Source organism: Azospirillum sp. B2RO_4 (assembly GCF_051124815.1).
Classification (GTDB): Bacteria; Pseudomonadota; Alphaproteobacteria; order Azospirillales; family Azospirillaceae; genus Azospirillum.
In genome coordinates, this window is record NZ_CP118485.1 from 1,102,584 (window position 1) to 1,125,075 (window position 22,492).

Annotated in this window: 20 protein-coding genes; 14 read left to right on the top strand and 6 right to left on the bottom strand. The window is 69.3% G+C overall.

Annotated elements, in window-relative coordinates:
- Positions 1-3 precede the first annotated feature (3 nt).
- Positions 4-1,065 carry a phosphoribosylformylglycinamidine cyclo-ligase gene (gene purM / locus PWS46_RS05190; protein ID WP_434618946.1) on the bottom strand — a complete coding sequence of 354 codons (1,062 nt, stop codon included), beginning with the start codon at positions 1,063-1,065 and terminating at the stop codon, positions 4-6.
- Positions 1,066-1,207: 142 nt separating this feature from the next.
- Between purM and PWS46_RS05195 the strand changes: the two genes are divergently transcribed.
- The 7 genes from PWS46_RS05195 (at position 1,208) to PWS46_RS05225 (ending at position 8,607) form a co-directional block, all read left to right on the top strand.
- Positions 1,208-2,548, top strand: coding sequence for a DUF2066 domain-containing protein (locus PWS46_RS05195; protein ID WP_434618949.1), 1,341 nt, complete (start codon positions 1,208-1,210; stop codon positions 2,546-2,548).
- Complete coding sequence (locus PWS46_RS05200; RefSeq protein WP_434618952.1) at positions 2,545-3,105, top strand: CDP-alcohol phosphatidyltransferase family protein; 561 nt, start codon at positions 2,545-2,547, stop codon at positions 3,103-3,105. The genes PWS46_RS05195 and PWS46_RS05200 overlap by 4 nt, the downstream gene beginning before the upstream one ends.
- Positions 3,102-4,169, top strand: coding sequence for an AI-2E family transporter (locus PWS46_RS05205; protein ID WP_434618955.1), 1,068 nt, complete (start codon positions 3,102-3,104; stop codon positions 4,167-4,169). Before PWS46_RS05200 ends, PWS46_RS05205 begins: the two co-directional genes overlap by 4 nt.
- A 13-nt stretch (positions 4,170-4,182) precedes the next feature.
- Complete coding sequence (locus PWS46_RS05210) at positions 4,183-4,905, top strand: HdaA/DnaA family protein (protein WP_434618958.1); 723 nt, start codon at positions 4,183-4,185, stop codon at positions 4,903-4,905.
- Between the two features lie 22 nt (positions 4,906-4,927).
- The gene (locus PWS46_RS05215) at positions 4,928-5,707 is read left to right on the top strand and encodes an SDR family oxidoreductase (protein ID WP_434618961.1); all 780 of its coding nucleotides are present in this window, start codon (positions 4,928-4,930) and stop codon (positions 5,705-5,707) included.
- A 231-nt stretch (positions 5,708-5,938) separates the two neighbouring features.
- Complete coding sequence (locus PWS46_RS05220) at positions 5,939-6,421, top strand: MarR family winged helix-turn-helix transcriptional regulator (RefSeq protein WP_295834647.1); 483 nt, start codon at positions 5,939-5,941, stop codon at positions 6,419-6,421.
- A gap of 674 nt (positions 6,422-7,095) precedes the next feature.
- Entirely contained in the window at positions 7,096-8,607 is a 1,512-nt protein-coding gene (locus PWS46_RS05225) for an AAA family ATPase (RefSeq protein ID WP_434618964.1), read from the top strand.
- A gap of 88 nt (positions 8,608-8,695) precedes the next feature.
- Here PWS46_RS05225 and hutG read toward each other — a convergent pair whose 3' ends face one another.
- Positions 8,696-9,520 carry an N-formylglutamate deformylase gene (gene hutG, locus PWS46_RS05230; protein ID WP_434618967.1) on the bottom strand — a complete coding sequence of 275 codons (825 nt, stop codon included), beginning with the start codon at positions 9,518-9,520 and terminating at the stop codon, positions 8,696-8,698.
- A gap of 368 nt (positions 9,521-9,888) precedes the next feature.
- Here hutG and PWS46_RS05235 point away from each other — a divergent pair, with 368 nt between their 5' ends.
- From PWS46_RS05235 to PWS46_RS05255, 5 genes are read left to right on the top strand one after another with little or no spacing between them, the layout of a single operon-like run.
- Entirely contained in the window at positions 9,889-10,404 is a 516-nt protein-coding gene (locus PWS46_RS05235; protein WP_434618970.1) for a hypothetical protein, read from the top strand.
- Between the two features lie 31 nt (positions 10,405-10,435).
- Entirely contained in the window at positions 10,436-11,668 is a 1,233-nt protein-coding gene (locus tag PWS46_RS05240; RefSeq protein ID WP_434618973.1) for a hypothetical protein, read from the top strand.
- A 43-nt stretch (positions 11,669-11,711) separates the two neighbouring features.
- Entirely contained in the window at positions 11,712-12,965 is a 1,254-nt protein-coding gene (locus PWS46_RS05245; RefSeq protein ID WP_434618976.1) for a glycosyltransferase family 4 protein, read from the top strand.
- Entirely contained in the window at positions 12,958-13,962 is a 1,005-nt protein-coding gene (locus PWS46_RS05250) for a hypothetical protein (RefSeq protein ID WP_434618979.1), read from the top strand. Before PWS46_RS05245 ends, PWS46_RS05250 begins: the two co-directional genes overlap by 8 nt.
- The gene (locus tag PWS46_RS05255; RefSeq protein ID WP_434618982.1) at positions 13,959-15,020 is read left to right on the top strand and encodes a glycosyltransferase family 2 protein; all 1,062 of its coding nucleotides are present in this window, start codon (positions 13,959-13,961) and stop codon (positions 15,018-15,020) included. Before PWS46_RS05250 ends, PWS46_RS05255 begins: the two co-directional genes overlap by 4 nt.
- Here the strand turns inward: PWS46_RS05255 and PWS46_RS05260 are convergent.
- The 3 genes from PWS46_RS05260 to PWS46_RS05270 all read right to left on the bottom strand — a co-directional run bounded on the left by PWS46_RS05260 (position 14,930) and on the right by PWS46_RS05270 (position 19,166).
- A complete protein-coding gene (locus PWS46_RS05260) occupies positions 14,930-15,397 on the bottom strand; it encodes a helix-turn-helix domain-containing protein (protein WP_085089280.1) in 468 nt (155 codons plus the stop codon). The genes PWS46_RS05255 and PWS46_RS05260 overlap by 91 nt on opposite strands.
- A gap of 134 nt (positions 15,398-15,531) precedes the next feature.
- On the bottom strand, positions 15,532-16,326 hold the full coding sequence (locus tag PWS46_RS05265; RefSeq protein ID WP_434618986.1) for a glycosyltransferase: 795 nt from the start codon (positions 16,324-16,326) through the stop codon (positions 15,532-15,534).
- Positions 16,323-19,166 (bottom strand): SLBB domain-containing protein, encoded by a 2,844-nt coding sequence (locus tag PWS46_RS05270; RefSeq protein ID WP_434618989.1) that lies wholly within the window; start codon positions 19,164-19,166, stop codon positions 16,323-16,325. Before PWS46_RS05270 ends, PWS46_RS05265 begins: the two co-directional genes overlap by 4 nt.
- A gap of 330 nt (positions 19,167-19,496) precedes the next feature.
- Between PWS46_RS05270 and PWS46_RS05275 the strand changes: the two genes are divergently transcribed.
- Both PWS46_RS05275 and PWS46_RS05280 read left to right on the top strand, forming a co-directional pair.
- Positions 19,497-20,531, top strand: a complete 1,035-nt coding sequence (locus PWS46_RS05275; protein ID WP_434618992.1) for a histone deacetylase family protein — start codon at positions 19,497-19,499, stop codon at positions 20,529-20,531.
- Between the two features lie 92 nt (positions 20,532-20,623).
- Positions 20,624-21,211: a putative metalloprotease CJM1_0395 family protein gene (locus tag PWS46_RS05280; protein ID WP_434619909.1), complete on the top strand. Its 588-nt coding sequence runs from the start codon at positions 20,624-20,626 to the stop codon at positions 21,209-21,211.
- Positions 21,212-21,263: 52 nt separating this feature from the next.
- Here the strand turns inward: PWS46_RS05280 and aguB are convergent, their stop codons facing one another.
- Positions 21,264-22,172, bottom strand: coding sequence for an N-carbamoylputrescine amidase (gene aguB / locus PWS46_RS05285; RefSeq protein WP_434618995.1), 909 nt, complete (start codon positions 22,170-22,172; stop codon positions 21,264-21,266).
- Positions 22,173-22,492: the final 320 nt, after the last annotated feature.

Here is a 22,492-nt window from a genome sequence, read left to right on the forward strand (position 1 = left end):
CCCTTACGCGGTCCAGGCCGCGTCCATGCCATTGACGGTCACGCGGGCGTCGCCGTCCTTCAGGGCGGTGACGGTGCCGACGGTGTAGACCGTCTCGCCGCCCTCGCGCAGGATGTCGATGGCCTCGTCCGCCTTGTCGGCGGGAACCACGACGACCATGCCGAGGCCGACATTGAAGGTGCGTGCCATCTCGAACGGGGCGATGCCGCCAGTCTTCATCAGCCAGGAGAAGACGGGGGGCAGGGTCCAGGTCGAGGCGTCGAGCACCACACCCAGCCCGTCCGGCAGGACGCGCGGAATGTTCTCGATCAGGCCGCCGCCGGTGATGTGGGCCATGGCACGGACCGTGCCGGCGCGCACCGCCTTCAGCGTGCTCTTCACATAGATGCGGGTCGGCGTCAGCAGCGCCTCGCCCAGCGTCTTCGAGGCATCCCACGGGCAGGCGGCGTCGTAGCCGAGGCCCGACTTCTCCACCAGCTTGCGCACCAGCGAATAGCCGTTGGAATGCACGCCGGTCGAGGCGAGGCCGAGAACGACGTCACCGGCCTGGACGGTGGAACCGGTCAGGGCATGCTGGCGTTCCACAGCACCGACGGAGAAACCCGCGAGGTCGTAATCGCCTTCCGAATACATGCCCGGCATCTCGGCGGTCTCGCCGCCGACCAGGGCGCAGCCGGCCTGACGGCAGCCTTCGGCGATGCCGGCGACGATGTCGCGGCCAGCGGCCACGTCGAGCTTGCCGGTGGCGTAGTAATCCAGGAACAGCAGCGGCTCGGCGCCCTGCACGACCAGATCGTTGACGCACATGGCGACGAGGTCGATGCCGACCGTGTCGTGACGGTTGGCGAGAATCGCCACCTTCAGCTTGGTGCCGACGCCGTCGGTCGTCGCGACCAGAAGCGGATCCTGGTAGCCGGCGGCGCGCAGATCGAACAGCGCGCCGAAACCGCCCAGGCCCGCGTCGGAGCCGGAGCGCGCGGTGGAGCGGGCAAGGGGCTTGATCGCTTCGACAAGCGCGTTGCCCGCGTCGATGTCCACACCGGCCTGCTTGTAGGCGTCGGACATGTTATAGGACTGGGTGCTGATGGTATCCTCGCTTGGGCTGAGCTATATACCGGGCCTTGGGCTCGGGCCGAACATACTCGAATCGGAAGGCTTTGCAATGCTCCACCGCCGCCGCGCGCCGCTCCTCGCCGGTCTTGCTGCCATGTCCACCGCTCTGGTCCTGACCATGACCGGGCCGGCGGGGGCGCAGACCGGTTCCCTGCCGCCGGCCGCCGTCTCGTCCGCCGCCGATCCCTTCGCCGTGTCCGGCGTGCAGGTCGACATCAGCGGCGGCAACCCGACCACCATCCGCGATCAGGCGATCCGCGAGGCGCAGGCCAAGGCCTGGGCCGAACTGTACCGGCGCCTCGTTCCCGGCGGCGGCAATCCGCCGCGCCTGTCGGACAATGAGATCGCCAGGATGGTCCAGGGCTTCGAGATCGACGAGGAGAAGGTGTCGGCCAGCCGCTATGTCGGCGCCATCACCGTGCGTTTCCGCCCCAACGCGGTGCGCGACGCGCTCGGCCAGAGCGGTGGCGCCGCCCAGTATGTCGAGCCGCCGTCGCGTCCCTTCGTCATCCTGCCGGTGACCCAGGTCGACGGCCGCACCATCCTGTGGCAGGACCGCACCCCCTGGCGCGCGGCCTGGGAGGCGCGGCAGCCCGCCGCCGCCCTGGTGCCGCTGGTGGTGCCGGACGGCGAGTTGTCCGACGCCCAGGCGATCAGCGGCGAGGACGCCATCGCCGGCAACTCCGACGCGCTCGCCCGCATCGCGCAGGCCTATAAGGCCGGCGGAGTCGTGGTCGCCCGCACCGATCTGCCGGCGAACGGTCCCGACCCGGCGCGCGGCCTGACGGTGGACGTCACCCGCTATGGGCTGGACGGCAACCGCGAGAACCAGACGGTGCAGGTGAAGGGCGGCGGCAGTGCCGACGAACTGCTGAACCGCGCGGTCGCTGCGGTCGGCACCCAGATCGACGATTCTTGGCGTCGCGAGCACACCACCGCCACCGGACCGGAGCAGAACACCATCGTCAGCGTGCCGCTGACCGCGGTGAACGACTGGGTGGAGACGCGCAAGCGGCTGTCCGCGGTGCCCGCGGTGAGCCGCAACAGCCTGATTTCTATCAGCCGCAACGAGGCGCTCGTCACCCTGACCTATCGTGGCGATCCCGAACAGCTGGCCCAGGCGCTCGCCCGCCAGGATCTCGGATTCGCGCGGTCGGTCGCCCAGCCCGCCGCCGCACCCGCCGGCTATCCGCCGGCCTATCCGGGGGTGCCGTTGCCGGTGCAGTCGGCCGACTGGCAGCTGACCCTGCTGCCGCGCGGGTCGGGTGCGGCGTCGGCCGGTGCCGTCCCCGCGAGCGCCTCGCCGATGGCGTCGCCGACCTCGCTGGCGCCGTCGGCGCCGATGGGCGCCGGCACCATGGGTGCCGGTGCTCCGGCCACCATGGGCGCACCGCCGCGCAACCTGGGCACGCTGCCGGCCAAGAGCCTGCCGTGAGCGTTCCCAACATCATCACGTTCCTGCGCATCGTGGCGGTTCCGGCCGCGATGTACATGATCCTGACCGGCAACATGGAGTGGGCCTTCGCCCTGTTCGTCGCCGCCGGTCTGTCCGATGCGCTGGACGGCGCCATCGCCCGCATGTTCCGCGCGCGTACGGTGCTGGGCGGCTATCTCGATCCGCTGGCCGACAAGGCGCTGATCGTCGGGGTGTATGTGGCGCTGGCCTGGGTCGGGGCGATCCCGCTGTGGCTGGCAATGATGGTGGTGTTCCGCGACATCATGATCATCGGCGGCGTCATCCTGCTGTTCACGCTGAAGGAGACGCTGGCGATGCAGCCGCTCTACGTCAGCAAGGTGAACACGGTGGTGCAGATCGCGCTGGCCGCCGCGATTCTGGCGCCGCCGGCGCTGGGGCTGCCGGAGGTTCACCTGTACGGCTGGGAACTGGTCGATGTGCTGGTGTACGCCTGCACGGTGACGACGGTGCTATCCGGCGTTCTGTACGCGCGGCGCGGCGCCTTGCTGTTCAACCGGCTCGGCGGCGTTCCGTGACGGCGGCCAAGCAGCTCCGCTTCTGGCTGATCGGGCTGGGGCTGTTCGTCCTGGCGCTGTGGCTGCTGTCGGACATGCTGCTGCCCTTCGTGGTCGGGTTGGCCATCGCCTATCTGCTCGACCCGGCGGTCGACCGGCTGGAGGCGGCGCGGCTGCCGCGCTGGCTCGGCACCACGGTGGTGCTGCTGGGCTTCGTCCTGGTCATGGTGCTGGTGGCGCTTCTCCTGCTGCCGCTGGTGCAGGGGCAGGTCTCCCACTTGCTGGAGGTCCTGCCGACCTACGCGGCGCTGGTGAAGGAGCGGCTGATACCGGCGCTCGACCGCTTCATCCACCGCCTGCCGGCCGACGATGTCGAGCGACTGCGCGCTGCCGCCGGCACCTATGCCGGGGAGGTGGCGGGGCTGGTCGGCCGCATCGTCACCCGCATCCTGTCGGGCGGGCTGGCGCTGTTCGACATTGTGACGCTGATGTTCATCACGCCCATCGTCGCCTTCTACATGATGCGCGACTGGGACCTGATGGTGGGCAAGGTCGATTCGTGGCTGCCGCGCCAGCATGCCGAGACGGTGCGCGAGCAGGCGCGGGAGGTGAACGTCACCCTGTCCGGATTCGTGCGCGGGCAGGCGATGGTCTGCGTCGTGCTGGGCGTCTTCTATGCGCTGGCGCTGTCGGCGGCCGGGCTGGATTTCGGGCTGGTGATCGGCCTGCTCGCCGGTCTTCTGTCCTTCATCCCCTATGTCGGCAGCCTGTTTGGTTTCGTCGCCAGCACCGGTCTTGCCCTGCTGCAATTCGACGAGCTTTGGCGGGTCGCCATCGTCATCGGCATCTTCCTGTTCGGGCAGGCGGTGGAAGGAAACGTCCTGACGCCGAAGCTGGTGGGCGACAAGGTCGGGCTGCATGCGGTCTGGGTGATGTTCGCGCTGCTGGCCGGCGGCAGCCTGTTCGGCTTCGTCGGCGTGCTGCTGGCGGTGCCGGTGGCCGCGGTGATCGGCGTGTTGACCCGCTTCGCATTGCGACAGTATCTCTCGAGCCCGTACTACCGCGGCACCGACGCGGAACGCTGATGGGTGTGTCCGCATGAGCTTGCCGGCGCAGATACCGCTCGACCTCGGGCACCGGACGGCGATGGGCTGCGAGGATTTCCTCGTGGCGCCCAGCAACGCCGACGCCGTGGCGTGGCTGGACCGCTGGCCGTCCTGGCCGGCCCCGGCACTGACCCTGTTCGGCCCCGCCGGCTGCGGGAAGACCCATCTGTCGCAGGTCTGGCGCGCCCGCAGCCACGCGGTGGTGATCCGGGCCGAGCTGCTCGACTCGGCGGCACCGCCCACGCTTCTTGCCCCCGCGAACGCCGTGGTGGTGGAGGACGCCGACGCCGTCGCCGGCAAGCCGGAGCGGGAAGAGGCGCTGTTCCACCTCTACAACCTCGCCCGCGAGCAGCAGGGCCATCTGCTGCTGTTGTCGCGCAAGGCGCCGTCGCGCTGGCGCACCCGGCTGCCCGACCTGCGCTCGCGCCTCAAGGGCGCGCCGGCGGTTGAGGTCAGGCCGCCAGACGACGCGCTGCTGGCCGCGGTGCTGGTCAAGCTGTTCGCCGATCGCCAGTTGCGGCCGGGGATGGAGGTCATCACCTATCTGCTGGCGCGGATGGAACGGTCGCTCGATTTCGCCCGCCGGCTGGTGGCGGCTCTGGACCATGCGTCGCTGGCCGCCCATCGTGGCGTGACCGTGCCGCTGGCGCGCGAAGTCCTTTCGGATCTGCAACGGACGGAACCGCAACGATCCGGTTCCAAAACAACCCTCTAGTTCCATAAGGGAAGAGACGACCATGGATTTGGGTATCGCCGGCCGCCACGCCATCGTCTGCGCCGCCAGTAAGGGGCTGGGCCGCGCCTGCGCCTTCGCGCTGGCCCGCGAAGGCGTTCACGTCACCCTGACCGCCCGCAATGCCGAGGCCCTGGAGGCGACCGCCGAGGAGATCCGCAAGGCCACCGGCGTCACCGTCACCACCGCCCCCGGCGACATTGCGACGGAAGAGGGCCGGGCCGCGGCGCTGGCCGCCTGTCCGGAACCGGACATCCTTGTCAACAATGCCGGCGGTCCGCCGCCGGGCGATTTCCACGAGTGGGACCGCGACGACTGGATTCGCGCGCTGGACGCCAACATGCTGGCGCCGATCTTCCTGATCAAGGCGACGGTGGACGGCATGATCTCCCGCCGCTTCGGCCGGATCGTCAACATCACGTCGGCCGCGGTGAAGGCGCCGATCCCGATTCTCGGCCTGTCGAACGGCGCGCGCACCGGCCTGACCGGCTTCGTCGCCGGCCTGTCGCGGCAGACGGTGAAGCACAACGTCACCATCAACAACCTGCTGCCCGGCCCCTTCGAGACCGACCGCCTGCGCAAGACCATGGAAGGTGGCGCCAAGGCCGCCGGGCGCAGCATTGACGAAGAGATGGATCTGCGCCGCAAGACGAACCCGTCCGGCCGATTCGGCGATCCGGAGGAATTCGGGGCCGCCTGCGCTTTTCTCTGTGCCGCCAAGTCCGGTTTCATGACCGGCCAGAACATCCTTCTGGACGGCGGAGCCTTTCCCGGCACGCTGTAAACTGCGGTATCAGGAGACGGGCCACCGCCGCGTCTCAAGTTTGTCCCTCCAATTCGCTACAAAATCCGCCCATCGTCACAGGCCATTAAGAAACGGCGACGGGAAGGGGTGCGCAATCACCGCTTCCCCGGTCCGCCGGTCGGCAGGCACCGGAAGGTGCCGCGCCAACCGGATAACGGCGTTTGCAGAGCACTGGTGCTTTCGCAGGCCACTGGCACAGGAATGATGAGCATGCAGCAGAGTGTGGCGGCCCCCGCGGTCTACACCGACCTTGGCCGCGTCATGGAAAGCATCACCCGGCGCTTTCTCGACGTGCTTCGGATGGAACTGGCCCGCATCGGCGTGACCGACCTCAGCCCGACGCAGGCGCTGATGCTGCTGCACATCGGCACCGAGGAGCTTTCCGTCCGCGACCTGCTGGAACGCGGCTATTACCTCGGCTCCAATGCCTCCTACAATCTGAAGCATCTGGTGGAGGCGGGCTATGTCGACCGCAGCCCTTCCCAGCGCGACCGCCGGGCCGCCCGGCTCAAGCTGTCCGACCAGGGGCTGGCGACCTGCGAGGCATTGAAGAAGTTGGAGGCGATGCGCGCCGACAGCCTGCTGCGCACCGACAGTGACGGTGCCGATTTCGAGACCACCTACCGCACGCTGCGCCGGCTGGAACGCGCCTGGACCGACCTGATCCGCTATGACGACGCCGATCCGTCCTGACGCTCGAGGCTTCAAACTCCACGCTTTCGACACGTAACTTTCTGACCGCCTGTCCGTTCGATCTGTGTCCGGAATGGAACACCAGAGTCCATAACAGGAACATAGACGGAACTGTGCAGTTGCCGTTCCGTGTCCGTTCTGGTAGCTCTATCAGAACAAGACGCGAACAATGGAGGGTGGCATGTCGGTTTTGGCTTTCCTGCGTGAGTGCGTGACTCTCGCCCTGTTCCTGGCGGTGCTTTATGGCTGGGCCACGGTCGGGCCGATCCTGATCGGGTGAGGACCGTCGAAGCGGCCACTATGCGTTCCGGCGCAGGGCGGGGCGGCGGTGCCCTTCGGAAGTGATCTCCGAATGGGGGATGCCGCGTCGGTATAATATCCGAAATCCCAGCCCACACTGGCCGGCGCAACGCTTACATCGGGAACACGCGGAACCGTCCCTGGCCCACCAGAGAAGCCGAAAGGGGGCCGGTTCCGCGAACGCCGACAACGCGTGGGGATTGGGACGGATGCGGAATTTCTTTCGAAAGCGTCGATCGGCCGCCGTGGCGGACGAGCGGCTGCCGGCTGCCGGCGCTGCCGGCCTGGGTAGTCCCGGCATCACCGGCGGGGGTCTCGGGTCCGGTCCATTGACCGGTGGACCCGGCATGAACAGCGGCATGACGACGGGGAGCATGAACGGACCGGGAGCTGGCGGCTTCTCCAACGCGCCGGGCCGGCCGGGGGGGCTCCATCTGCGTCCGGTGGACGCCAACGCGGGCGGCAATCCCGTCGGCGGCCCCATCGGCAGCCGGGCCGGTTTCGAGGCGATGCGTGGTCCCGTCGCCCCGCGTCTGCCCGACGTCATCGACAACGAGGCCACCGGCGACCGCCGCGGCCATATGTTCCCGCAGCCCGGCGGGGACGATGCCGGCGGCGAGCATGACCTGCCGCGCTTCACCATGTCGGTCAATGGCGGCTACCGCGGCGGCTTCGGTGCCAATGGCGGCGCCAACGCGCCGGCGATGCTGAAGGGACTGACGCCGGAGCTGAACGGCCTCCTGCGCGAAGCCTTCACCCCGACCCGACCGAAGCAACAGCTGAACGGCCTGTTCATCGGCCGCAACGACACCCTGCGCCGCATCATCTCGGCCATCGAGGAGGAGCGGGCGCACGTCATCCTCTATGGCGACCGCGGCCGTGGAAAGACCTCCGTCGCCAACGCGATCGAGAAGATCGCCGGGCAGGCGGGCTATCTGTCGCTGAAGCTGACCTGCAGCGGCGAGCTGAGCTTCGAGGACATCTTCCGGCACTTCCTGAAGAAGATCCCCTCGACCTATTACCGTTCGGCGCTCGACAACCCGTTCGCGGCGCGGCGCAACTTCGCCAGCTTCAACGAGCTGCTGCCGGAGGGAACCTTCAGCGTCACCGAACTGAACGAGGTGCTGTCGGGCATCCACGCCACCCATGTGCTGCTGATCCTCGACGAGTACGACCGCGTCACCGACGAGGATTTCCGCAACAAGCTGGCGGAGCTGTTCAAGAACCTGACCGACAGCTCGATCCCCGTCACCCTGCTGGTGGTCGGCGTCGCCGAGAATCTCGACCAGCTGCTGGGCAAGCATCCGTCGATCCAGCGCTCCCTGGTGCCGGTGCATCTGCCGCTGATGACGGATCAGGAGATCGGCCGCCTGATCCAGGCGGGGGCGCAGAATGCCGGCATCGAGTTCGCCCCCGACGTGGTGCGGCGGATCGCCGAGTTCGTGCGTGGCCTGCCTTACTACGCGCAACTTCTGGGCCTGCACGCAGCGCGCAGCGCCGTCAGCCGCGGCAGCAAGCTGGTGGAGCGGCCGGATCTCGGCTATGCGGTCGCCCGCTGCCTGCAGGAGGCAGAACGCGGCATCGTCGAAAGCTATGCCCGCGCGCTGGCCGCCGACCGCCGGGCCGAACTGGAGGATGCGCTGCTGGCGGCGGCGCTGTGCCCGGCCGATGCCTATGGCGTGTTCGATCCCAACGATCTGGCGGGCGACAGCGGCGAGCTGCCGAGCGCCGCGACGCTCGACCTGCTGAAGCGCCTGACGCGGGAAGACCATGGCGGCATCCTGGCCCCGGTGGTGGAGCCCGGACTGGAACGCTACCGCTTCCGCAACCAGATGATGCGCCAATATGTCCTGATGCGTCAGGCCAGCGAGCGCGGCCAGATCTGATCCATCCCCGATCAGGCCGTCCTTCGGCCCTTCCCCGGCGACGGGGAAGGGCCACTCTTTGGTGCGGCGGATTGGCGACGGGAGGGCTTTACAGGAATGCCGCCCGCCGTTGCCCGCTGGCCTTCTGCCACGCCCATTCGACGACGACGCTCAGCAGCCGTTCCAGCGACGGCTTCACCTCCGCCGCCAGATCTGGGCGGAACTGATAGGGTGCGTCCTCGTCCATATAGGTGGACTGGGTCAGTTCCAGCTGGATGGCGTGGATGTTCTCTTCCGGCTGGCCGTAGCTGCGGATGATGAAGCCGCCGCGCAGGCGGCCGTTCAGCGCGGCCGAATAGCGCTCCGACGCCGACAGCACGTTCATCAGCCGGACGACCAGCGGCTGGGCGGTGCTGCTGCCGTCACCGGTGCCCAGGTTGAAGTCGGGCAGGGTGCCGTCGAAAAAGCGGGGCACCCGGCTGCGCACCGAATGGGCATCGAACAGGACGGCGACGCCGTATCGGTCGCGGAGCGCACGCAGTTCGCTGCGCAGCTGCTCGTGATAGGGACGCCAATAGGCGCCGACGCGCCGGTCGATTTCCGTTTGGTCGGGCTCGTGGCCCGTCTGATAGATCGACTGACGGTCGAAGGTGGTCAGCGGGCAGATTTCGGTCGGATCGAGGCCCGGCTGAGCCATGGCACCGTCGGGGTCGCGATTCAGATCCACCACGTAACGCGAGCACAGCGCGGTCAGGAAACCGATTCCGAGCGCGGGGGCGAAGTGGTACAACCGGTCCAGGTGGCGGTCGACGTCGGGCTGGGCCAGCCCGTGCTCAGTCATCGTGGCTGCGATGTCCGGCGGAATCATGGTCCCGACATGCGGAATGCTGAGCAGGACCGGGGTTTCACCCGGCTGGAAGCGAAAGGTTTCCATGGCTCGTCTCGTCATCGGAACGGCTTGCGCGGGACTGTGTGCAGTGCGGCACGGACAGTCCCGGGACTATGGAGTGCGGTGCCGCATTCCGTCAAACAGATTGCGTTTTTTTGAAAGTACCGGGGAGGTGTGCCGTGGGAAACCTGTCCTTACGCGTCTGTATTCCGCGAGCATCCCGGCGAATTGCCGGTTGACCGCGGGCCGCGCTTGCCGGAGACTTTCGCGCAATCGGCGACCACCCGGCAGAAGGGGGCGCCCCGCACCGGACAAAGCTGTTCCCTGGCGACCGGACGAAAGACTTCCACAACACACGGCGCCCCGATTTCGCAGCCCCGGTGACGAAGCAACGCAGCAGGGGAGAAGCGACCATGAACACCGCCACCCGTTTTGGTGCGGCCCTGGGCACGGCCTTGCCCGGCCGGCGCCAGATTCTGTTGCCGCTCGCACTTGCGCCCGTTGCCGGCTGGGCTGTGTGGGCCGCCGGATCGGCGGATGCGCCGATCCATCCCGTCGGCCCCTTCCACCTGCCGCTGGACGAAACCACGGCGATCTGGCGCGATTTGGGCACCGTGCGGTTCGGCGGCCTTGCCGGCAACCCGCAATTCCCGGTGAAGGTCTCGGCACTGGACGGCCGGCCGGTCACCGTCCGTGGATTCATGGTTCCGCTGACCGACGGCGCCACCCACAACCGCTTCATCCTGTCTGCCAATCCGCTGGGATGTCCCGCTTGCGAGAATCCGGGGCCGGCGACCATGATGCATGTCCACACCGCCATCGCCCTGCCGGCGACGCGGGAACCGCTGACACTGACCGGCACGCTGCGCCTGCGCCCGCAGGAAGGGCTGTTCTACCGCCTGGACCGCGCCGAGCAGCGCTGGGCCTGAGGCCGGCAGGCTCTCCGTCCGGAGTCCGGCCGTGACGGTCGGGGCCGGCAGACACGGCGCGCTGACGATGATGGCGGCCCTGCTGCTCTATGGCGGCCTCAGCGTGCCGGCGCCGCCCGCCTTGCGCGGGGTCGAACTGTCGATCGGCCTGCTGATCCTGGCCGCCGTCGGCTGGAAATGGCCGCTGGCGGTGGCGAGCGGCCATGCATTGCGGGCGCGGTCGGACATACCGCCGTCGGAAATGCGCTGGATGCCGCCGGCGGTCGCCGCGTTCGCCTGGCTGCTGTGGGTGCCGCTGCTGCGCGGGGCGGCGCTTGGGTGGGAAGCGGCCGACATCCTGCGCGACGTCGTGCCGCTGGTCTTTCTGTTTCTTCCCGTGCTTCTGGTGCCGGCGCTGCGGCGCGGCGGAGATTGGGCGGTGCGTGCGCTGGCGGGCGGGTTGGCCGTGGCCGGTCTGCTGCTGGCCTTGCGCTGGTGGCGGCAGGCGGATTGGGGTTTCGGCGCCATCGGCCGGCGGGCGATGGCCGATGGCGGCGTCTATCTGCTCAATGCGCCGTCGGTTCTGTTCGCCGCGGTGCTGCTGCCGGCGCTTGCGCTGTCGCTGGTGGCCGTCGGCGGCCGTATCCGGTACTGGATGGCGGCGATTCCCTGTGCCGCCGGTGGTGCGCTTTGCCTGGGGGCACTGGCCGGCGCGGTCCATCGCACCGCTCTGGGGTTGGCGGTGCTGTCGCTCGCCCTGACCGCGCTGTGGTGGGCGCGGCGGCGGCCGTGGCTGGCCTTGCCGCTGCTGCTGGGATTCGGCCTGCTGGCGATGGCCGGTGGCGACGGCCTGGCCGGCGCTTGGCAGCAGGCGGCGGAGAAGACGCGGCTGACCGGCGCCAATGCCCGCTGGGAGGAGGCCGCGGCGGTGATCGACCATGCCGTCGCCACGCCCTGGGCCCTGCTGTTCGGCGATGGTTGGGGAGCCCGGATCGCCAATCCGGCAGTGGGCGGCTGGCGGGTCAGCTACACCCACACGCTGGCCAGCTACAGCCTGCTGAAGACCGGTCTTTTCGGCATGATGGCGCTGGGGGCCTATCTGGCGGCGCTGGTCCGGCCCTGGTGCCGGCTGCTGAAGGCCGATCCGCCGTTGGCCCTTGCGGTGGCGCCGCCCCTGCTGATGGCGCTCTGCCTCCACACCAGTTTCAAGTATCTCGACACCGGCGTCATCCTGTCGCTGATGCTCGTGGCGGCGGAGTGCAGGAAGGGGTTGTCGGCGCCCTAGTGGATCTGCATACTTTCGCGTGCAATTCCCGCAACGGTGCGCCGTGACGTTCGATCCGCCGTCAATCCTGTTCGTCAACCGGGTGTTCCCGCCGGACCGCGGGGCGACCGGCCGTTGCCTGTCGGACCTTTCCGGCCGTATGGCGGCTGCAGGCTGGCGGGTGACGGTGGTTGCGGACGGCGAGCGGTCGGATGGCCGCGCCCCCGCCGGCGTCACGCTTTGCAGGACCGGCGGCAGCGTTGCGGCAGGGGAGAAGACAGGGGAGCGGCCGGATGCGCGCGCCTACCTCGATTCGCTGTGCCGACTGACCGGCCGGGCACTCCGCCTGCCGCGCCACGACCTCGTGGTGACGATGACCGACCCACCCCTGCTGGCGCTGGCCGGTCCGGTCCTGGCCGCCCGGCATGGGGCGGCGTCGCTGCACTGGTGCCAGGACCTGTATCCGGACCTGCTGCCGGTTCTGGGCGTACGGTTGCCGGCGATCCTCCGGCGGATGGCCGGAAACGGCATGGCACGCGCCCTGCGCCGGCAGGACGGGGTGGTCGCCATCGGGCGCTGCATGCGCGAGCGCATCCTGGCGGCCGGGGTGCCGGCGGACAGGGTGACTCTGCTGCCGAACTGGCCCGATCCGGCGATCCACCCGCTGCCGAAGGCGGGCAATGGATTCCGCCGGTCGCTGGGACTTGTGGAGGGCGACGGACGTTTCCTGGTGGCCTATTGCGGGACGCTCGGGCTTGCCCATCCGATGCAAGGTGTTCTGGAGGCCGCGGCCCGGCTGCAGGACAGCGATCCCTCCGTGCTTTTCCTGCTGGTCGGGGAGGGGAGGGGATTCGCCGCGGTGGAGGAGGCTGCGCGCGACCGGGGCTTGCGCAACCTGCGCCGGCTTCCCTGGCAGCCGGCCGGGCAGCTGGCAGAGTGCCTGTCCGCCGCCGATCTGCATCTGGTGGCGATGGACCCGGCGGCGGAGGGGATGCTGGTACCGAGCAAGCTGGCCGGGGTGCAGGCGGCGGGGCGCCCCTGCCTGTTCCTGGGGCCGGCGGGAAGCGAGGCGGCGACCAGGGTCGCAGGCTGCGGTCTGGTGATCGATCCGTTCGACGGTTCGGCCATTGCCGACGCGGTGCGCGCCTATGCCGCAGATCCCGGCCGGTGCGCGGCGGAGGGAGCGCGCGCGGCCCGGCAGTCGGCCGCCTGGACCGCCGATCGGGCCGCCGCGGCCTTCGCCGGGCTGGCCCAACGCCTCGTGGCGGAACGCAGGCTTGCCCGGCCGGTGATGGGAAGGGCGCTGCCCCATGCCTGACGGCGTCATCTCACCAGCCCAACGCCACCAAACCGCGCCGCAGGCTCTGACTCTGGTCCTACCGGCGTCGGGCGGGGAGGGCGATCTGCGCGCCTTCGTTCGCACCCTGCGGACGGGGTGGCGCTGGCTGCTGGCGGGTTGGCTGGGCGGGCTGGCGCTGGCGATTGCCGGATTGTGGGCGGTGACGCCGGCCTACACTGCGGCGATGGTCATCGGGCCGACGGCGCGTGTCGGATCGGCCGCGATGGGGGCCCGGGTGCCGACGCTGAACGGCCGCGATTCCGCCGCCGTCGCCGAACCCGGTGCAGGAGACGAATCGCTGTCGGACTTTGCCCGCTATCTGGAACTGTTGGGATCGGGGCCGGTTGCCGAGCGTCTGGCGCGCGATCCCGACATCCTGCGTGCCCTGTTCCCCGACCGCTGGGATGCGGAGGCAGGGTGCTGGCGTCCGCCGCCGGGGCTGCTGCCGATGGTGAAGCGGGCATTGCTGGCGCTGGTCGGACGCCAGGACTGGGTGGAGCCGGACGGCGACCGCGTGGCGCGCGCGCTGCGCGAACGGCTGGTGGTCGACATGCTGCGGTCGGGACCGATGCGGCGCATCACCGTCCGCCACGCCGACCGGGCGACGGCTATCGATCTGCTGGGGCGGATCGCCGGGGCAACCGATGCTCATCTGCGGGCGGAGGCAGCCCGGCGCAGCGCCGCGCAGATCGCCCACATCAAGCTCCGGCTCGGCGCCGTCACCGTGGCGGAGCACCGGCAGGCCCTGAGCGACCTGCTGCTCGATCAGGAACGGGTGGCGATGATGATCGGCGTCGACCTGCCCTTCGCCGCCGACCTGATCCAGCCGCCGGCCGCCGGCGCCCTGCCGGACTGGCCGAACCCAGCCGTCGTGGTGCCGCTGGCCGGGCTGGTCGGGCTGGTCGCCGCCGCCTTCGGCCTGTCGGCCCGCCACGCGCTGATGGACCACGGCATCGGCGTGGAGGCGGCGTCATGACTGCTACACCGGTCTCCGGCATTCCGGTCTCTGTGGTGGTGATGACGCGCAACGAGGCGGCGAATCTGCCCGTCTGCCTGCCGTCGCTCGCCCGCTTTGCCGAGTGCTTCGTGGTCGATAGCGGCAGCGTCGACGGAACGCCGGACATTGCCCGGTCGCACGGCGCGCGGCTGGTGCCCTTCCGCTGGAATGGCCGCTATCCCAAGAAGAAGCAGTGGTGCCTGGATACTCTGCCCTTTGCCCATGACTGGGTTCTGTTCGTCGATGCCGACGAACGGCCGACGGTGGAACTGGTGGAGGAAATCGCTCGCCTGATGGCGGACTCCCCGGCCGATGGACCGCGCCATGCCGCCTATTGGATCGACGGCCGGCCGGTCGTCCGCGGCCGGGCCCTGCGGTTCGGCTGCTGGAACCGCAAACTGGCTCTGATCGACCGCCGGCGAGTGCGATTTCCCGAACAACCCGACCTGGATGTCGCATCCATGTGGGAGGTGGAAGGGCATTACCAGCCGCAGGTTGCCGGCACGACCGGCCGGCTGCGCCAGCCGATGGACCATGACGACGCCAAGCCGCTCTCGGCCTGGTTCGACCGGCACAACCGCTATTCCGACTGGGAGGCGGCCTTGCGTGCCGACGGCCGGATGGAGCGGCTGATCGACGGCGAACTGGAGGCCGGCGCCGGGCCCTTCCCGGGCCTGTCCGGTCTAACCGGCCGGCGTGCGCAGAAACGGCTGTTCCACCGCTTGCCCGGCCGGCCGCTCTGGGCCTTCCTGCACGCTTATGTGCTGCGTCTCGGCGTCCTTGACGGCGCAAGGGGGCTCGACCACGCGCTGGCGCGCGCGTTCTACTACTGGCAGGTCGGCGTGAAGATGCGCTCGGCCGCACAGGCGCGGGATTCGGCCGTTCGCTTTCCGCCGGTCGGCAGCTCGCCCGGTCGTCCTCCGTCCGTTCGTTCCGGAAGCGAGGCTTACTCTTCGAGTAAGGCGATGCGGTCGCCGCCCAGCGCCTTCAGCAGGTCGAAGGTGCGCTTGCGCACGCCCGGATCCTCGATCCGGTAATAGGCCCGGACCAGCTCCAGCGTCTCGCGGCGCGCCATCGATTCGAATTCGTCCGTCTCGCTCATGCTCTCGGCAGGGGATTCGGCGGTGATCTGGTCGGGCGACGGCATGTCGTCGAAGAAGTAGCTGACCGGCACGCCCAGGACCTGCGAAAGGTTGTAAAGGCGGCTGGCGCTGATGCGGTTCGACCCGCGCTCGTACTTCTGCAGCTGCTGGAAGGTAATCCCGACCGCCTCGCCCAGCTTTTCCTGACTCAGGCCGAGCAGGGTGCGGCGAAGCCGCAGGCGGGCGCCGACATGGATGTCGATGGGGTTGGGACCTTCGCCGCGGCGCGACAGGGTATGGGCAGGGGCGAGTTTGGTCTTGGTCGCGCTCATAAGTCGTACCTCGAAGGGAAAGCCGGAGGGAAGGCGCCGCGAGAATGCTTAGTTCAGAAAGTAAATTCTATGCAACCATTTGTGCGTATCAATGGCCCGTTCGGGTGGAAGTGGGAGGACGTGAGCAAAAGACGTTATGTTTCCGGGCACCGGAAACGTAATTTCGCGTATGCTGAGGGAAAATGATGACGCACTGCCAGCGCGACTCGCTGAGCCGTGGCGACCGCGGCTGTGCTCACCGGACCACAGCGGTAATGGTGCCGGCGAATCGCGTCCTGCTCCCGCCGGCCGGCGGTGGCGTCGCGTTGTGACAGGCCGCCAGGTGCGAAAAGGCAGACGGGCCAGCGCAGCCGCACCGCCTCGCCGCGGCCGAGAACGGCCAGCGTGAAGGCGTAATCGGCGGCGATCCGATAGTTGGAGTCGAAGCGAAGGTCTGCCAGTGCGGAAACCCGGTAGATCATGGCCTGATGGTGGGTGAACATACCCAGCGGCGCCCAGCGGTGTGACCGGGCGCGCTTCAGGAGGATACGTCCGTCCCCCTGCCGCTCCAGCGCATCGCCGTAGAGCAGGGCGCAGTCGGAGTGCCGGGCAATGGCCTCGAGCAAACGCTCCGCGCTGTCCGCCGCCGCCAGTCTGTCGCCGGCGTTCAGAAACAGGATGTGGCTGCAGTCCAGCCGACGGGCGGTGTCGAGCAGGTCGTTCATCGCGTCATACAGCCCCGAGTCGGGGCACGACCGCCACCAGATGGGAAACTCGGCATGGGCCGCCAACCACTCCGCGGTTCCGTCGGTGGAGGCGCCGTCGGCCACCAGCCAGACGACATCGCGACTCAGCTGACCGCGCAGACTGTCACAGGTGTCGGCCAGCCCGGTGCGGTCGTTGCGGACGACGGTCAGGATGGCGAGGCGGGGAGGGGTGGGGGCCGTCATCGCGTGATCACCGAGATCGAGGCGGCGGTGATCGCCAACTGGCTCAGGATGTTGCCGACTGCCTTGGTGGCGTCCAGCCCGTCGAAGGGGCGCGGATCGCGGGGCACCACCAGGATCGAACCCGGCGGTATAGCGTCCACCCGGTGGTTCCAGGAGGACAGCGCCAGCGGCCGGGCCCGCCCGTCGGGCAGGACCAGGAAGCTGCGCCCGGTGTCGGCATCGCGGGTGGTGCCGCCGGCCTCGCCGAGATAATCCTCCGCCGTCTTGCCGCTGACGAACTGTGCGGCGGTGGGGTGCAGCACCTCGCCGGAGACCGCCACGGTCAACGGCCGTTTGGGGATCAGGATGCGGTCGTCGGGCTCCAGCAGCGGGTCCAGTTCCGGCCGGCCGCGCAGGACGGCGGGGTCCGCCTCGACCACCACGCGGCCGAGCGGTTCGGCGCCGCGTAGTTGGGCCGCGAGTTGGCGTGCCAGCGCCACATTCTCCGCCTTTACCGGTTCCCCCCTCTCCACCTCCAGCGCCAGCGTCCGTTCCAGCTCGCGCGCCTGCCGCTGGAACTGCTCCTTCTCGCGCCGGCGCTCGCTCTCGCGGGTCAAGACCGCCCCGGCGGGATAGGCGTCGTCCAGCAGGCCGCCGGCCCGCGCGATCAGCGAGGACAGCGTCTCGCCGCGGCCGATGTCGTAGCGGCCGGGACGGCGTACCGCCCCTTCGATGGCCACGGCGCGCGATTCCAGCGCCTGCGGTCGCGGATTGATCCGCAGCGCATCGCCGGGGCCGACAAATCGCCCGCCGTCGCGGGAAAGATCGACGCTGCTGCGTGTGCCGTCGGCGGCCGTCAGTTCCGCCACCGCCGGGTCGGCATCGGCGGACAGCCCGCCCGCCGCCGCGACAAGTGCCGACAGCGGCGTACGGTCGGCGACCGGGTAGCCGCCGGGATCGCGCACCGCGCCGCGCACCTGCACCGTCCGCTCGCCGATCACCGCGACGATGGCGGGATCGAGCAGGGCCGCCAGCATCGGCGGCTCGCTTTCACCGTCCGCCTTGGCGTCGGCCACTGTTTCGGCGGGCTTTTCCAGGCTGCGGATGTCGTCGGCGGCGAACAGGTGGATGCGGTCGCCGTCGGCCAGCCCGCGATCCGCCCGCCCGGCGGCGACCTCCTGCGGAGAGAAGGGCAGATAGAGCCGGGTCAGGGTCCGCCGGTCGTATCGCTCGACGATGCCCAGCAGCGGATAGATGTCGCGCTTCAGCAGCTTGCCGTTGGCCAGCGCCTTGCGCAATGTGGTTCCGGCCGCCAGCCGGCGGGTGCCGGGGTGGCGGACATGGCCGATCAGCTCGTACTGCGGCGCGTCCGACTCGATGATGGTCTCGCGGGCGCCGGCGCTTTCCGCCCCATCGGATGCGGTATCGGCCACGGGATAGAAGCCGGGGCGCGGCACGCCAGTCAGGCGCAGAACCGAATGGCGCAGGGCCAGCGGCAGCAGGTCGGGCACCGCGGCGAACAGCGGCGGACAGGGCGTGCGGGCGCCGGTCAGCGTGACGGCGGCGCGGGCCTGCGGTCCGGTGGCGAGCGGACCGTCCGGTTCCGCCGCCAGGGTTCTGGCGAGCGCGACCAGTCCGGGGCAGGCATCCTGCGGCGGCTGTCGGTCGCCGCGCAGAATGGTCAGCACAGGCTCCGAGGTCAGGAAATCGACGTCCGCCGTCCCCAGCACATAGAGCGTGTCGCCTTCGGCCAATCCGCGGCGGTCCCTGCCATTCAGGACGGCCGACAGGGAGACCGGCCGCAGGGCGCGCGCACCGGTGGTGGGGACGGTGCTTTCCAGGGCGGCGAAGGGCAGATAGGGATCGGGACGCAGATCCGTGCGGGAAAGCAGTCCGGGCAACGTCTCCGCCCGGGTCCAGGCACGCGGGCCGGGACGCAGGACATGCCCCACCAGCCGCACCTCGCCGCGACGGTCCTCGCGCCGTGGGGCGAGCAGCAGCAGGTCGCCGTCGCCGAAGCGCCTGGCATCGCCATCCGCGACTTCCTCCGTCGTCTCCTCGCCGGCGGGGCCGATGCCGAATCGGAGCAGCCTTCCCTGGCCGGGCCGCAGCGGGCCGCCGGCAAGGTCGCGTAACTCCGCCGCCGACAGCGGGCCGCCGCCGGGCGGAAGTTCGTAGATCCCCGGCCGTTTCACCGGGCCGGCAACGGCGACCGTGGCGCCCAGCGGCGGCACGAACAGGCGGTCACCATCGCGCAGCGGCATGTCCGCATTGCCGGGGGCACCGGCGATCTGCAGAGCATAAAGGTCGACGGTGACGCCGCCGCCCGCCCGCATCAGACGGACGGCGCGCAGGCTGCCGCCGCGTTCCACCCCACCGGCCGCGGACAGCGCGTCCAGAACGGTGGCGAAGGCGCTGATCTCCTGCCGGCCGGGCCGACGGACCGCACCGGTGACCAGAACGCCGATCCGCCGCACCTCCGCCAGCGAAGCGAAGGCGTCGGTGTTGGGCCAGGTGGCGGCAGTGGCGGCGGCAAGGTCCCGCCGCAGGGCATCCAGCGTCAGGCCGGCGGCGGTCAGCGGGCGCAGGTCGTCCACCACCAACTGGCCGTTGCGGTCGACGGTGAAGCGTTTGCTGAAGGATTTCTGGCCGCGCAGGGTCACCAGAACGGCGTCACCGGTGTTCAGCACGTAATCGCCCTGAATGGCGCCGGGTGCGGTGTCGATCCTTTCCGTGGCGTCCGCGGCGGGGGCGAACAGGTCGTAGCCGAACTGGCGCAGCGGCTCGCCGGCGCGGGACGAGAAGGCAGCTTCGAGGGGAGAGGCGGAAGTGTCCGCGGCGTGTTCGGGAGATTGCGACAATGGCTGGTCAGTTCGCGTCGGCCCGGCGGCCAACACGGCGAACGCCCACAGAATCGGCGCCGCCCCCGGCACCAGTCGGGCGAATATCCTGCACACAGCAGCAAGCATCGATGTCCAACAACCCAATCCGCCACCCGCACAGCGCGAGCGACAGGCAATGAACACTATTGCGTGTATTCGGCCGAAAGGCAATGGTCCGCGTCCGGGTCGCCATGCAAAAGGCCATCATCCGCCGCCGCTCCGGCGGGTCTATGATGGGACGGACATGTGCCGGCCTGGACAGCTTCCCGGCGGCGGAACAGTCTTGGAACAATCAGGGAAACCAGTGGCGTGATCGTCATTCACAGCGAAGAGCACCGGCTGCAGGCCGGCCGGTCCGAACTCAACGACGGCCAACTCGTCCCCTGTTACGAGAAGCCGGCCCGCGCCGACATCGTCCGGGCGCGGCTCGAGGCGGTGGGGCTGGGTCCGATCGTGGAACCCACCCGCTACGGCCTCGCCCCGCTGCAACGGGTGCATGACGCCGGTTATCTCGCCTTTCTGCAGACCGCCTGGGACGATTGGGTGAAGGAACATGGCGCCGACATCGACGCGCTGCCGCTGAACTGGGTGGCGCCGGGCATGTCGCGGCGCCGGGTGCCGCGCTCCATCGACGGGCGACTCGGCTTCTATTCCTTCGATGCCGGCACGCCGATCACCGCCGGCACCTGGCGGGCCGCCACCGCCGCCGCCGACAGCGCGTTGACCGGCGCCGACCGCCTGCAGGCCGGCGACCACAGCGCCTTCGCGCTGTGCCGTCCGCCCGGACACCATGCCGGCCATGCCTTCTACGGCGGCTATTGCTTTCTGAACAACGCGGCGATTGCAGCGCAGTCGCTGCGCGACGGCGGGGCCACGCGGGTGGCGGTGCTGGACGTCGACTATCACCACGGCAACGGCACGCAGGAGATCTTCTGGGAGCGCGGCGACGTGCTGTTCGTGTCGATCCATGCCGATCCGGCCGACGAATTCCCCTATTTCTGCGGCCATGCCGACGAGACCGGGGCCGGGGCGGGGGAGGGGGCAAACCTGAACCTGACCTTGCCCTGGGGGACCGATTGGGACGGCTATGCCCAGGCGCTGGCCGCCGCGACGGCCCGCATCCGCGCCTTCGGCGCCGATGCGCTGGTGCTGTCGCTGGGGGCGGACACCTATGGCGGCGACCCGATCTCCCGCTTCCGCCTGCTGTCGGAGGATTTCCTGCGCATGGGCGCGGGCATCGCCGCCATCGGCCTGCCGACCCTGTTCGTCATGGAGGGTGGCTATGCCGTCGACGACCTCGGCGTGAATGTGGCCAACGTCCTGACCGGCTTCGAGCAGGGCTGAGCGGGGGCAGCGCAGCCCGATGGCGGTCGCACCGTTGCCGGTGCGGCCGAATCGTCCTAAATTGAAGGGAAGTTCGACCTCTTTTCTTGAGGATGCGGGCGGTGGCTGCCGATCTCTCCATCACCAGCCCGTCCATCGGGACCTTTGCCGCCCAGCGCAGCCAGCCGCTGCGGCGGGACGGGAAGGATTTGTCCGTCGGGAAGGATGGTGCCGGAGGGAAGAGCCAGGGCGGCTCCACCGACACCGTCACCCTGTCCGACGCGGCGCAGCAGCAGGTCCAGAAGCTCAAGCAGGCCGACACCAGCGTCCGCCAGCACGAGGCGGCGCATCAGGCGGCCGGCGGCGCCCAGGCCGGCGGCGCCTCCTTCACCTTCACCCGCGGGCCGGACGGCAAGAACTACGCCACCGCCGGCGAGGTGCCGATCGACGTCAGCCCTGAATCGGAACCGGCCGCCACCATCGCCAAGATGGAGCAGGTGAAGGCCGCAGCCCTTGCGCCGGCCGACCCGTCGCCGCAGGATCTTCGTGTCGCGGCCCAGGCGGACGCCGCGAAGCTGCAGGCCCAGTCGGAACAGCGCCGGCAGGGTGGGGACACCGCCTCCGGACGCGCTGCTGCAGCCTATGGCGCGGCGCAGGCCCTGGGCAATTCCGCCGGAGCGGGGAGGGGGCTGACGGTCTGACGCCGCGCGGCGTCGACACCGCTCTTCCGCAGCTCCTCCCCGTCCGACCCGATCAGCGACGCGGAGTCGTCTCGCCGTCCAGCGTCAGCAAGGCGCCGTACAGCTCCGGACGGCGGTCGCGGAAGACGCCCCAGGAGGCGCGCTGTGCCGCGATCCGGTCGAGGTCGAAGGTGGCGGTCAGGATCGTCCGGCTCTCACGGTCGGCCTGTGCCACGATCTCCCCCTGCGGCCCGGCGATGAAGGAGGAGCCGTAGAAGGTCAGCGCGCAGCTTTCCCCCTGCTCCACCCCGACGCGGTTGGAGGCGACCAGCGGCATCAGGTTGGCGCCGGCATGGCCCTGCATCACCCGCGTCCAATGGCCCTGGCTGTCGATGGCCGAATCCTGCGGCTCCGAACCGATGGCGGTCGGATAGAGCAGGATCTCCGCCCCCTTCAGCGCCATGACGCGGGCGGTCTCCGGGAACCACTGGTCCCAGCAGATGGCGCAGCCGACGGTGGCGTAGCGGGTCTTGAACACCGGGATCCCGGTGTCGCCGGGGCTGAAATAGAACTTTTCCTGATAGCCGGGGCCGTCGGGGATGTGGGACTTGCGGTAGACGCCCAGCAGGCTTCCGTCGGCATCGACCATGGCCATCGAGTTGTAATAGGCGTTGCGCGCCTTCTCGAAGAAACTGACGGGAATCACCACCGACAGCTCGCGGGCCAGGGCCTGCATGCGCCCGATCACCGAATGCCCCTCGGCGGGAGCGGCCAGTTCGAACAGCGACTGCTTCTGGTCCTTGCAGAAATAGGGGGTCTCGAACAGCTCCTGCGGCAGGATGATCTGCGCGCCCTTGCCGGCGGCCTCGCGAATCAGCGATTCGACGCCGTCGACGTTGGCGGCACGGTCCCAGCTGCAGGCCATCTGGGTGGCGGCGACGGTGACGGTACGGGACGAGGGAACGGTCGTCGAAGCAGTCATTGCGGGTTCGGTGCTCCTGTGGAAGACGGTTCGAGAGGTGTGTGACCAAAGGCCGCGGCAGATACAAGCCGTCCGAAAGGATTTATCAACAATTTAGCGGAAAGTTCATATTTCCGGGGCGGTGCTGTACGAACCACCAAATAAAAACGATCCAATCGGTAATCATAATGTCGAGCATCATATGCGGATATGGTGCCTCCACGCGGCGCCAGAAAGATGGGCGTGACACAAGGCGGCTATGCGAAGAGTCCAGAGAGGCGTTCTGTTTTAACCGGCAACGATTCGGCCGCGAGAGGGTGACATATCATTGCATGTCGAAG

Coding starts and splice junctions, on each gene's coding strand:
- PWS46_RS05220 (WP_295834647.1), top strand. CDS start 5,939: ATGCAGCAGAGTGTGGCGGCCCCCGCGGTCTACACCGACCTTGGCCGC.
- PWS46_RS05225 (WP_434618964.1), top strand. CDS start 7,096: ATGAACGGACCGGGAGCTGGCGGCTTCTCCAACGCGCCGGGCCGGCCG.
- PWS46_RS05280 (WP_434619909.1), top strand. CDS start 20,624: ATGCGGGCGGTGGCTGCCGATCTCTCCATCACCAGCCCGTCCATCGGG.
- PWS46_RS05265 (WP_434618986.1), bottom strand. CDS start 16,326: ATGACGGCCCCCACCCCTCCCCGCCTCGCCATCCTGACCGTCGTCCGC.
- purM (WP_434618946.1), bottom strand. CDS start 1,065: ATGTCCGACGCCTACAAGCAGGCCGGTGTGGACATCGACGCGGGCAAC.
- PWS46_RS05260 (WP_085089280.1), bottom strand. CDS start 15,397: ATGAGCGCGACCAAGACCAAACTCGCCCCTGCCCATACCCTGTCGCGC.
- PWS46_RS05235 (WP_434618970.1), top strand. CDS start 9,889: ATGAACACCGCCACCCGTTTTGGTGCGGCCCTGGGCACGGCCTTGCCC.
- hutG (WP_434618967.1), bottom strand. CDS start 9,520: ATGGAAACCTTTCGCTTCCAGCCGGGTGAAACCCCGGTCCTGCTCAGC.
- PWS46_RS05210 (WP_434618958.1), top strand. CDS start 4,183: ATGAGCTTGCCGGCGCAGATACCGCTCGACCTCGGGCACCGGACGGCG.
- PWS46_RS05195 (WP_434618949.1), top strand. CDS start 1,208: ATGTCCACCGCTCTGGTCCTGACCATGACCGGGCCGGCGGGGGCGCAG.
- PWS46_RS05250 (WP_434618979.1), top strand. CDS start 12,958: ATGCCTGACGGCGTCATCTCACCAGCCCAACGCCACCAAACCGCGCCG.
- PWS46_RS05215 (WP_434618961.1), top strand. CDS start 4,928: ATGGATTTGGGTATCGCCGGCCGCCACGCCATCGTCTGCGCCGCCAGT.
- PWS46_RS05255 (WP_434618982.1), top strand. CDS start 13,959: ATGACTGCTACACCGGTCTCCGGCATTCCGGTCTCTGTGGTGGTGATG.
- aguB (WP_434618995.1), bottom strand. CDS start 22,172: ATGACTGCTTCGACGACCGTTCCCTCGTCCCGTACCGTCACCGTCGCC.